8 protein-coding genes are annotated in these 11,566 nt (G+C 45.7%); 2 read left to right on the plus strand and 6 right to left on the minus strand.

The window, feature by feature from the left end:
* Nucleotides 1-289: 289 nt before the first annotated feature.
* Nucleotides 290-2,026, plus strand: a complete 1,737-nt coding sequence (locus R7Z10_RS00935) for a BCCT family transporter (protein WP_138939664.1) — start codon at nt 290-292, stop codon at nt 2,024-2,026.
* A 94-nt stretch (nt 2,027-2,120) separates the two neighbouring features.
* On the opposite strand, the gene R7Z10_RS00940 is transcribed toward R7Z10_RS00935, so the two are convergent.
* From R7Z10_RS00940 to R7Z10_RS00965, 6 genes are all read right to left on the minus strand, one after another.
* Complete coding sequence (locus R7Z10_RS00940) at nt 2,121-3,047, minus strand: LysR substrate-binding domain-containing protein (RefSeq protein ID WP_115386780.1); 927 nt, start codon at nt 3,045-3,047, stop codon at nt 2,121-2,123.
* A 247-nt stretch (nt 3,048-3,294) separates the two neighbouring features.
* Entirely contained in the window at nt 3,295-4,659 is a 1,365-nt protein-coding gene (locus R7Z10_RS00945) for a TrkH family potassium uptake protein (RefSeq protein ID WP_005375181.1), read from the minus strand.
* A gap of 1 nt (nt 4,660) precedes the next feature.
* A complete protein-coding gene (locus R7Z10_RS00950; RefSeq protein WP_169628844.1) occupies nt 4,661-5,314 on the minus strand; it encodes a TrkA family potassium uptake protein in 654 nt (217 codons plus the stop codon).
* A gap of 151 nt (nt 5,315-5,465) precedes the next feature.
* Nucleotides 5,466-6,164, minus strand: a complete 699-nt coding sequence (locus tag R7Z10_RS00955; protein WP_169628843.1) for a response regulator transcription factor — start codon at nt 6,162-6,164, stop codon at nt 5,466-5,468.
* Nucleotides 6,161-7,195 (minus strand): DUF4118 domain-containing protein, encoded by a 1,035-nt coding sequence (locus R7Z10_RS00960; RefSeq protein WP_169628842.1) that lies wholly within the window; start codon nt 7,193-7,195, stop codon nt 6,161-6,163. Before R7Z10_RS00960 ends, R7Z10_RS00955 begins: the two co-directional genes overlap by 4 nt.
* 237 nt (nt 7,196-7,432) lie before the next feature.
* Nucleotides 7,433-9,286, minus strand: coding sequence for an ABC transporter ATP-binding protein (locus R7Z10_RS00965; RefSeq protein ID WP_033906862.1), 1,854 nt, complete (start codon nt 9,284-9,286; stop codon nt 7,433-7,435).
* Between the two features lie 145 nt (nt 9,287-9,431).
* On the opposite strand from R7Z10_RS00965, the gene R7Z10_RS00970 reads away from it, so the two are divergent.
* Nucleotides 9,432-11,534, plus strand: coding sequence for a TonB-dependent siderophore receptor (locus R7Z10_RS00970; protein ID WP_213871244.1), 2,103 nt, complete (start codon nt 9,432-9,434; stop codon nt 11,532-11,534).
* Nucleotides 11,535-11,566 lie beyond the last annotated feature (32 nt).

Consider the following 11,566-nt stretch of genomic DNA (forward strand, 5'->3'; position numbering starts at 1 on the left):
AGTGCGTACAACATCGTGTTGTGTTAGTGGAGATGATTTTGATTAACAACCCGGCAACAAACAAACGACTTTTTCGCCGGGCTTGGATGAGTTTTTGTCATTCATGCATTGATCTCGAACAAAAAAATAACCTTTTAATTAACAATGATCTTCTTGTCATGATTAATACTCATTAACCGATGAGTATTAATCAGTTGAAACACAAAAGCCCTCTCTCTACTCTCTTTCAAAAATTAACAATAACGCAACAAACAATAACGCTAAAACAAACGCACTGTGAGGGATGCCTATGAGAGCAACATCTGGGATATTGAAAGGACTCAATCCGACTGTGACTATCGCATCAAAGATCGTCGTTATCGGTTTTGTACTTTTCTGCGCCATTCTCGCCAATCAAGCGGGCCAATACTTCGAAACGATTTCCGGCATTTTGCTACAGAATATGAAGTGGTTTTACATCGGACTTGTTTCACTCGTTGTCGGTTTTCTTCTTTACCTTATGGTTAGTCGATATGGGCATATTCGTTTGAGTAAAGATGACGAAAAACCAGAGTTTAGTTATTTGTCTTGGGTATCCATGCTTTTTTCCGGAGGCATGGGGATAGGCTTAATTTTCTGGTCGGTCGCCGAACCGATGTGGCATTACGCTGACAACCCATTTACTCAAGGCCTGACCAATGAAGCCGCAACAACATCAATGAAACTGACATTCTTTCACTGGGGTCTACATCCTTGGTCTGTCTTTATCATTGTTGCACTCGCATTAGCTTACTTTTCCTACCGTAAAGATCTGCCTTTTACCCTACGCTCTATCTTGTACCCTTTGATTGGTGATCGTATTTATGGGCCTATCGGACACACGGTTGATATCCTAACAGTCGCGGTGACTGCTTTCGGTATCTCTCAAACCTTGGGGATGGGAGTTATCCAAATAAACTCTGGTTTGAATCAAGCCTTTGGTCTAGATATTAGTTTGGGGATTCAACTCTTTATTATCGTTTCCCTTTGTACTTGTGCGGTTGCGTCGGTGCTATCTGGTGTAGGAAAAGGTATTCGCCGTTTATCAGAATGGAACATGCTGCTCTCACTCGCACTCGTGCTAGTCGTACTTTACATTGGTCCAACTCGCTATATCTTAAATACGCTACTCGAAAGTACGGGGCTTTATGCACAAAACATTGTCGGTATGAGCTTATGGAGCGATGCACAGAATGACTCTGGCTGGCAAAACTGGTGGACGGCTTATTACTGGCCTTGGTGGATGACTTGGGCACCTTTCGTTGGCATGTTTGTGGCTCGTATCTCTAAAGGACGCACAATACGTGAACTTATCGGCGGTGCTCTCATCGTACCCACGCTGATCACGTTTTTATGGATTTCAGTATTTGGTGGTGCAGCGTTGAAGGTAGAGCAAGACGCTCGTGTTGCTCATCAAGAGCAAGTCACTGCGGCACAAGAAGCCAAACAGACACCACCTGCGGATTTTTCTGGCGGCCCGATTCTTGAAGCGACTAAAGCTGATACGACACGCGCTTTGTTTACGCTATTCGACAACCTAGATACAGGTATGTTTGGTAAACTCCTTAGCGTGCTTGCGTGTTTATTACTCGGTACTTATTTCATTACCTCCGCTGACTCAGGTACCTTAGTTCTATGTACCCTCGATGCCGCTGGACACAGTGAGCCTCCTACCTCTATACGCGTATTGTGGGGGATCATGATCGCCGCCATTGCGGGAGTGCTTCTATACGCCGGAGGGTTAAAAGCAATGCAAACGGCCTCCATTATTGCCGGTTTCCCTATCGCGATTTTTATCGCGGTGATGAGCTTAACGCTGTTCCATAGTATTCGACGCGAACCTAAGCCATGGGCAATGCTTCCTGAGCATGTTCACCCAGAGCAAGAGAAACTTGATGGTCCTGTTGAACCGCTTGTTGAAAGCAAAACAGTGGCTTCCGAGCCTATCGCTTCAAGATCCTCACAAAAAAGTGATTCCACACTCAATCAGGGACCAGTACTAAGTTAGTGCGTCGTTTCATCAATCAATTAAAACAAAGCGGGAACTGGTACTCCCGCTTTTTTAACATGACCAAACTCTGTTATTTTCTCTGCTTATTGATTTAGGCTAAACCTCGATCACCCACCTCATCTGGCAACTGTTGCAAAAGCCACTCTCTAAAACGCTTGACGCTTGCTGGGATTAAACCTCTATTTTTAGGTTCAAGCATAGAGAAATTGGAAGGTGTTGAAAGCACGTGTTCGACTGGCCTAACTAAAGCACCGCTTTGTAAATAGTCGTCCACTAATGATCCCCAGGCTAACGCGATTCCCTGACCATTAATTGCCGCTTGTAACAGCATTGGATAGTTATTGATGTTCATGCGATTACGAGGCGAAATATTTGGCAATCCTACACTCGCAAACCACTGCTCCCAATTCACCCAATCTCTTTGAGACTCCTCCAGATAGAGTAACGTTTTATTGAAGATTTCTTCTGGCTTACTAGGCTGGCCGATTTTCTCTAAATAAAGCGGGCTACACACAGGGAATACTTCTTCTGAAAATAGCGTTGTCACATCCATTTCCGCAGGTGGAGTGCGACAATAAAACAAGGCGAGATCGCAATCTAATCGGCGTAAGTCCAACACATTATCTGAGGCCAATATTCTTATATCGATGTCATCATGTTCATTTTGAAATTGAGCAACCTTAGGCAACAACCACAAGGCTGCCATTGCATTTGTCGTCGCAACCGTGATCTTTTGTTCGCCCTGCCACTTCTTCACTTCACCCGTGATTTGAGCAATATCGAGCAAAGATTGGCTGACAGCTTGATAATATTGAAGACCTGTAGGCGTTAAATTAATGCTTCGATTGGCTCGCGTGAACATAGCCTTGCCTAAGTATTCTTCTAATTGTCTAATTTGGCGACTGATAGCACCTTGGGTCACGTTTAGCTCGTCAGCGGCTAACGTAAAACTCAAGTGCCGCGCCGACGCTTCAAACGCAACGAGGCTATTTAAAGGAGGGAGGGGTTTGATTTTCATGTATCTTCCAGTAAGGCAGTATTGTAATTATTTTTATTCCCGGCAATCTTATGTTGCACGTGGATAATGCCATTCTGGACAACACCTCAAAAACGACAATTTATAAATGATAAAAAATAGAGATGAATCATAAATTGTTGTGAGAGAGACTGCCGTATACAGTTTCGTGGCTACAACGAGCACAAAAAGAGGAGCAGTTACTCCTCTTTTGCCTAGCCTTTTGCTCACTTTCTTCGAGTTAGCCCATCTACCCTATTGCCAGTTTAGTACTCGCGTAACGCGCTTTTTTCTTTCTTGGACTGGCTAAGAAGTACGCTAATGTAAGAGGCCCTAATCGTCCCATAAACATCATGAAGATGATCACTAACTCACCCGGTTCGGACAAACTGCCCGTTAAGCCTCGCGACAAACCAACCGTACCCAGTGCCGAGACCGCTTCGAACATAATATCTAACATAGACGCTTTCTCTGTCAGTAACAGCGTGAATATGGCAAACCAAGTCACGCCCACCGAGATCAGAGTCAGCGCCAATGCCTTGCTGATGGTCTCTTTGGGAATCTTGCGTTGAAAGGCATAGGTTGCTTCATCGCGACGCAAATAGCTGTAAGTCGCCAAGACTAACACTATAAATGTCACAACTTTAATGCCACTTGCCGTACTCAATGATCCACCGCCGATAAACATCAACACCAGAATGATCGCCGTTGTGGCATCTTCCAACTGATCGATAGCTAAAGTGTTGAACCCTGCCGTTCTTGGCGTCACCGCTTGAAACCACGATGCCCACCATTTCCCTGCTTCGCTCAAAGGGCCAAGCGTGTTGGGGTTATCATATTCAATCAGGTAAATGGCGATAAGTGCCACCACGTTAATGATCACCGTGCCTAAGATCATCATTCGACTGTAAACGGTGAGTCGGTGCCAACGGCGATTGCGTTTTAAGTCAATCCAAACCGAGAAGCCTAAACCACCAATAATGAACAAACTGGTAATGGTGAAGTTAACGACCGGGTCGTCCACGTAAGGCATTAAGCTATCGGCACTCAACGCAAAACCTGCATTGTTAAACGCACTGATGGTGTAGAAGAAACCATGGAACAAACTGGTTTTCCAACCCAGCTCTTCACTCCAATAAACGCTCAAAATAGTGAAACCAATAAGTTCAACGAGCAGAGCGAACATCAATACAGATTTAGCAGTGGCAATGAGTGTCGATGAGTCAGTTTGGTTGAACGCCTCTCTCGCGACGGCTCGCTCCAAAAAGCCAATTTTTCCGCCCAGAGCCAGCAAGGTCACGATGGCAAACGTCATTAAACCTAGGCCACCACATTGAATCAGGAAAGCAATAACCACTTGCCCAAAAGGCGTAAACGCCGTGCCCGTGTCCACCACAACTAATCCCGTCACCGTAATGGCCGATGTTGCTGTAAACAGGCTTTGAATCCAAGTGATGGGCTCTGTGGTGGCAATCGGCAGTTTGAGTAAGACCGTGCCGAGCATGATCAAGCACGCAAAGCTGAGGCTAAGTATTAATGGCGGTGCGCCCAACAATTTTTTGCCCGCTTTGGGTTTTCGCTCGATGGGGATAATAGAGGGATGCCACAAAACCATGTTACACCAACCTTGGAGCGACGTATTTCAGCTCAGCGCGACTACCACAAAGCAACAGCGTGTCGAACTCATTAAGCACAAACTCATCATTGATATTGGTGTAGACGGCTTCTTCGCGCTTCACCAAGATAGGCTGAATGTTGTAACTGCCTCGGCTGATCAACTTAGAAAGCGGCATATCGTGCAGATTGGATTTAACGTGGATTTCCACCACATACAAACCATGACCCATTTCCAAATAGTTGTTCACCATCGGATAGTTGAGTGCCTGCGCGACTCTTACGCCCATCTCCTCTTCCGGATGAATAATGCGTTGTACGCCAAGCTTAGACACGATGGTGTGGTGCGCTTTGGTGCTCGCTTTGACCCAAATGGATTTCACACCCAGATTTTTCAGCGCCAGCGTACACAACAAACTGGCTTGCATGTCTTCGCCAATCGCCACCAACACCACATCACTGTTCGCTAGCGCTAACTCTCTGAGTGCACCTTCGTCTGTTGCGTCACATATGACCGCTTGCGTTAACTCTTCGACGTATTTTTCGACGATTTTCGGGTCGCTATCCACCCCCGTTACGGTGTGTCCAAGATGAATAAGTTCTAAGCTGGCGGCAACGCCAAATCGCCCTAGACCAATTACTGTAAAGTGAGCCATATCAATACCTAACTGTGTTTTATGTATAGAACATGCTAATGCGTTAAGGGCTAGACTGATTTTCCGTCACGGAAAATAGGCAACACGAATCCTGTTCGAGTGCCGATAACCAGCACTAAACCTTGGCATTAACGTTGATTAAATTTGGAATTTAGTAGTGCTTGGACGTCTCAAGCACTAAACGATAACCCAGCCCCGGCTCGGTTTTTAATAGCCGCTGTTCGTCAGCACTATCGTTCAGTTTTTTGCGTAGTTGACTCACTAACACACGTAAGTAGTGAGTGTCTTCGACATGACTTTTTCCCCAAATCACCGCTAGCAAATGAGTTTGCTCAATGAGTTTTCCCGGCTTGAGAATCAACTGTTCAATGAAAGAAAACTCTTTCTTGGTGAGTGGAATTTCCCTCTGATCCAACCAAAATTGGTGAGTACTTTTGATGATTTTGACTCGGCCAGCCACCAGCTCATCAGCGACGGTTTGCTCATCCACCAAATCTCGAACCAGCACTTTGATGCGCGCGATGAGCTCTTTTACGCCAAAAGGCTTGCTCAAGTAATCATTCGCGCCCGCTTCTAAAAGGCGGATTTTTTCCTCTTCTTGATCGCGAGCTGTCAGCACTAGCACTGGCGTTTTATAGGTCTGACGAAGCGTAGTGAGAAACTCCGCCCCATCGCCGTCGGGCAAGCCTAAATCTAGCAGAATGACGTGCGGCGAATGCGCTTCGAAACACGCTTTGGCTTCTGAAATGGTACTCGCGCCAATGTAATCAAACCCTTCAGCAGACAGCGAAATTCGAATAAAGGTATGAATGCGAGGCTCATCGTCCACGACTAAAACTTTGTAACTCACGCCTGCTCTGCTCCTTGATTGAGTGGAAGTCGAATGCGGATCAGCGTCCCTTCTGATACTGGCATAGATTGAATATATCCTTGGTGTGCGGTGATGATGCCTTTGGCAACCGCGAGTCCCATTCCGGTGCCTGAATCGGCCGATTTGTTGTTCACACCGGAATAGAAAAGGCTGAATATTTTTTCCGCATCTTCAGCTTTGATGCCAATCCCCATGTCCCGAACATCAATCACGCACGACGAACCCTGCTTAGAAAGTGAAACCTCAACAGATTCATTCTCTGGTGAAAATCGCATGGCATTATCCAACACATTAAAAATCGCTTGTTCGATTAGCGAACGACTTACTGATAAATAACCAACGGAATCATCCATATTCATGGAAACTTTCTCGGTGTAATTCGGCAAACGAGAAACCGCATCCCGCACAATATCTGCAATCAGCTCATCTTTTTTGGTAATTTTTAATGTGCCATGCTGGAGCTTAGTCGCCTGTAAAAGGTTCTCGATATATTGGTGCAAACGGTGGCTTTCTGAAGTCGCACTGTCGAGCAATTCTTTGCGCTCTAAGTCATTGAGCTTGGGCATGTACTCGTTGAGTGTGGTCAATGTTCCAATAATGGTTGCCAGCGGCGTGCGTAGGTCATGGGACACCGATAGCAGGATGCTGTTTTGCAGCTTGGTTTGTTTTAACTCTCCCTGCTGGCGACGATAAAGATCCGCAAAGGTGCTGGTGATAAATGCCACCACCATAAACACGACTAAATTAAAAATGTCTTCCGGACGAAACATCTGCAAAGAGTAACGAGGCGTCGTGAAAAAGAAGTTGAAGCTCAACGCTTCGATCACCGCCGCTGCATAAGCGAATCGCGAGTTGCATTGAAACGCCACTACCACGACCGCTAACTGTAAAATCAGCAGGACTGCGGCTGTAGAGCCAAACAGTTGGTCTAACAGCCATGAGACGACAACCGCACCAACAATCACGGTAGTAGAAAAGAGAAAGGTGTTATCTCGCCATTGAACAAACATAAAATACATCAACCAAAATTCGATGTAGAAAACTTTAGCAAAAGCCCATTCGGAGTTCGCGTAAAAAAAGCGTAAAAAATTCAATAACGACAGTGAGTTATAAACATAATCATCATTAAGTTGGCCTAACTCAATGAATAATCACAAGTTAACGTTGCCCATTAACGCCTACTTACTCGGTATAAACGACAGACACAAAAAAGAGGAGCATTTGCTCCTCTTTCGTGTAGCGTCATATTAGATGACTTGCAGTTGAGCATCACCTTGCTCAGACAAAAATCCGCCGGTTTGATGCTTCCACAACTGAGCGTAAACACCACCCAATTGCAGCAGCTCGTAATGCGAGCCTTGCTCAATGATTTTGCCGTCATCCATTACAATCAAACGATCCATCGCGGCAATCGTTGATAAACGGTGAGCAATCGCAATCACTGTTTTTCCTTCCATCAGAACTTCAAGGTTTTCTTGAATTGCCGATTCTACTTCTGAATCAAGTGCAGACGTTGCTTCATCCATGATCAAAATTGGCGCGTTTTTCAGCAGAACGCGAGCAATCGCCACACGTTGACGCTGACCACCAGACAGCTTCACACCGCGTTCACCCACTTCAACGTCATAGCCAACGTTACCTTGCTCGTCTCGTAGAGATTGAATGAAATCATGAGCATGTGCTTTCTCAGCAGCTGCGATAACGGCATCCATTGAAGCATCTGGATCACCGTAAAGAATGTTCTCTTTAATTGAACGATGCAGCAAAGAGGTGTCTTGCGTGATCATACCGATGTGTTGGCGAAGCGACTCTTGTTCGACTTGAGAAATGTCCTGTCCATCAATACAAATCTTACCGGTATTTACGTCGTAAAAACGCAGCAACAAGTTGACCAACGTGGATTTACCTGCCCCAGAACGACCGACAATGCCGACTTTTTCGCCCGGTTTGATAGTCAGGTTCAAGTTCTCAAATACCGCCTTCTCGTCACTGTAGTTAAAACCTACGTGATCAAAGCAGATCTCACCTTGGGAGATTTGCAAAGGCTTAGCATTTGGTACGTCTTTCACTTCAACATCGTTTGAAATCGTATTAATACCGTCTACTACTGTACCGATGTTTTCAAACAGTGCGCTAACTTCCCACATGATCCACTTCGACATACCTTGTACGCGCAATGCAATACTGATGGCAATCGCAATAGCACCAATTGTTACAGCGTGATCTAGCCATAGATAAACCGAAATGGCACTAATAGACATCAGCAGCAAATAGTTGATGGCATCCACACTAAACAGTAAACAAGTCACCATGCGCATTTGGCGGTAAACCGTCACCAAAAATTGCTTCATGCTGCTTTCTGCGTATTCCAACTCTCGTTGCGAGTGCGCGAATAGCTTTACGGTAGATATGTTGGTGTAAGAATCGACAATGCGCCCAGTCATTACAGAACGAGCATCCGCTTGCTCTGTCGCTACTTGTTTCATTTTAGGGATAAAGTAGAACTGGATAACCGCGTACATTCCTATCCAAATCACAATAGGTAGCATTAGCAAACCATCGGCTTCGCCCATCATCCAAAGCATCGAAAGAAAATAAACGCTGATATAAACCAGTACATCCACCAGCTTCATGACCGTTTCTCGTACCGCTAACGCACTTTGCATCACTTTGGTCGCAACTCGGCCTGCAAAGTCACGCTGGAAAAATCCAACCGCTTGTTTTAGCAAGTAACGGTGAATCAACCAACGGATAGACATCGGGTAGTTACCCAATAACGTTTGGTGCATCACCATTGAGTGGACAAAACCGAGAGCTGGCATCACAACCGCCACTAAGAACAGCATCATTAGCATGCGATCACCCTGGTCTTGCCAGAATGTTGCGCGATCTTGATTAGAGAGAATATCGACGAGCTCACCCATATAACGCAACAGCGTCACCTCAGTAATGGCAATAAGCGCACTGAACACAGCCATAACGAGTAAAGGGGCTTCAAAGCCACGAGTGTAAAAACGACAAAAGCCAAATAGCGTCTTCGGTGGCTTTTCGGTTTCCATCTGGGGAAAGGGTTGGGTCAGTTTTTCAAACCAATTGAACATAACAATGACTTTAGGTACCGCGAATGAATTTGCGAACGTTTTACTATCTTTTGATACAAAAGTCAGTAAAATACCGAAACAAAAGCTCAAATGATAATAATTACAATTAAGCTTAGTGTTAATCATAATTATCAGGAATAGATTTATGCAAAAGAATAACTCACTGACCATCGCGATCCGCAACGCGTTGGTTTGTGCTTTAGCACCTACTGCAGTGGTTGCATTCACAGCACAAGCTCAAGAAGACGTCGTACAAGGTGACGTGATTGCCATGGAGACCATAACGGTCACCGCGCAAGCACTTAAAGTAGAAACCCCGGCAGCAGAAACGCCGCGCAGCGTATCTATCATTTCTGAAGATGAACTTCGTGTTCGTGCACCGAAAAAACTAGATGAAGCGTTACGCTACACGTCTGGTGTAACCGCTCAGCCTTATGGCGCAGACAACGACACTGATTGGTTCAAAGTTCGTGGATTTGATGCAGCGACTTACCTAAACGGCAACCGCCTATTCCGCGATGGTTACTACACATGGTTGGTCGAACCTTACGGCCTAGAAAGTGTAGAAGTCGTTAAAGGTCCATCGGCTATTCTGTTTGGTGAATCGGCACCAGGCGGTATCGTGAATGCGGTGCAGAAAAAACCAACGTTTACGCCTCAAGGCGAAGTAAAAGTCGAAGTTGGCAACAACCAACACCAATCCGTAGGTTTTGACATTGCTGACGAAGCAAACGACGCAGGCACTGTGCGCTATCGTTTGGTTGGCTTGATGACAAGCCAAGATGGTGAACTGGACGGCACAAACAACGAGCGTTTCTACCTAGCGCCAAGTGTCGAGTTCGACATTTCTGACCGTACAATGCTGACCGTTTTGGCAACTTACCTTCGTGATGACGGTGTACCAACTAACCCATTCTTCCCAGCAGCAGGTACTCTGATTGGTTCTAACTTTGGCAAAATCGATCCTTCGACTAACCTTGGTCAGCCAAACTACGATAAATACGAACGCACGCAGTTTTCTCTGGGTTACTTACTAGAGCACGACATCAATGACACGTGGTCACTCTCGCAAAACCTCAACTACGGTTCGAATGAGTTGTACTTGCGCAGCTCTTACGCGTTCTCAAACAACGATCCAGCGAAAGAAGAGTTAACGCAAGGCATCGTATTCCGTGACGGAAAAAACCAGAGCATCACGTTCGATAACAATGCTGTCGGCAACTGGATGACAGACAACGCAGAGCACACAGTGCTTATCGGTATGGATCTGCAATTCCACAAAACCGATGGCGACGAGCAAGACAACTATGCATTTGGCACTATCAACCCGTGGAACCCAGTTTACGGCAACTTCACCCCTCTTGATCCTGCCGACAACGTGAAACGTGAGATTGAGAAATCTCAAGCAAGTCTCTATTCACAATACCAATTGAAACTGCATGAACAGTGGATTGGTAACATCGGTGCTCGTTACGACTGGGTGAAAACAGAAAACTCTGGCAAAGGCGCTACCGTTGATCAAAGTGAATCTCGTGATGATGGTCAGCTATCTCTAAGTGCGGGTGTGATGTACCTTGCAAACAATGGCCTGTCACCTTACGCAAACTACTCTCAGTCGTTTGAAGTGATCAGCACTATTGATACGGCAACCAATGAACTTTACAAACCGCTGGAAGGCGAGCAAGTAGAAGTGGGGGTGAAGTATGAGCCAAGCTTTATGGATGGCTTTATCAACCTTGCATGGTTCGACATCACGCAAAAGAATGCATTGGTCACAAACCCATCAACATGGATTGCGACACAAACAGGTGAAGTGACATCTCAAGGTGTTGAGCTAGAAAGCACGGCGCAGCTAACCGACGATCTAAAACTGATGGCAAGCTACACCTACACTAAAGCGAAAACAGATGAGAGCTTTGGCCAAGGTAAAAAACAAGCCGCACTTATTCCTGAGCACCAAGCTTCTGCATGGGTAGACTACAGCGCCTACAGCCTGATTCCAGGCCTCAATATCGGTACTGGTGTGCGCTACGTAGGTGAGTCAAAAGATAACCCTAAGAGCTCGAACCTAACGGTTCCTTCAGTCACTCTTTGGGATGCGTCAGTCACTTACGACATCACTTCACAGTGGCAAGCACAGCTAAACGTGAACAACATCCTAGATAAAGAGTTTGTTTCAGGTTGCGATTACTGGTGTTACTACGGCCAGTCTCGCTCTGTTATGCTAAACGCAAACTACCGCTGGTAATTGTACTTCTACTCCCCTCTATTGAGGGGAGT

Source organism: Vibrio sp. Vb1018, from assembly GCF_033338775.1.
Classification (GTDB): Bacteria; Pseudomonadota; Gammaproteobacteria; order Enterobacterales; family Vibrionaceae; genus Vibrio; species Vibrio alginolyticus.

Bases quoted from the DNA above. Each gene is read 5' to 3' on its own strand.
- R7Z10_RS00970 (WP_213871244.1), top strand. From the start codon at position 9,432: ATGCAAAAGAATAACTCACTGACCATCGCGATCCGCAACGCGTTGGTT.
- R7Z10_RS00950 (WP_169628844.1), bottom strand. From the start codon at position 5,314: ATGGCTCACTTTACAGTAATTGGTCTAGGGCGATTTGGCGTTGCCGCC.
- R7Z10_RS00965 (WP_033906862.1), bottom strand. From the start codon at position 9,286: ATGTTCAATTGGTTTGAAAAACTGACCCAACCCTTTCCCCAGATGGAA.
- R7Z10_RS00945 (WP_005375181.1), bottom strand. From the start codon at position 4,659: ATGGTTTTGTGGCATCCCTCTATTATCCCCATCGAGCGAAAACCCAAA.
- R7Z10_RS00960 (WP_169628842.1), bottom strand. From the start codon at position 7,195: ATGTTTGTTCAATGGCGAGATAACACCTTTCTCTTTTCTACTACCGTG.
- R7Z10_RS00935 (WP_138939664.1), top strand. From the start codon at position 290: ATGAGAGCAACATCTGGGATATTGAAAGGACTCAATCCGACTGTGACT.
- R7Z10_RS00940 (WP_115386780.1), bottom strand. From the start codon at position 3,047: ATGAAAATCAAACCCCTCCCTCCTTTAAATAGCCTCGTTGCGTTTGAA.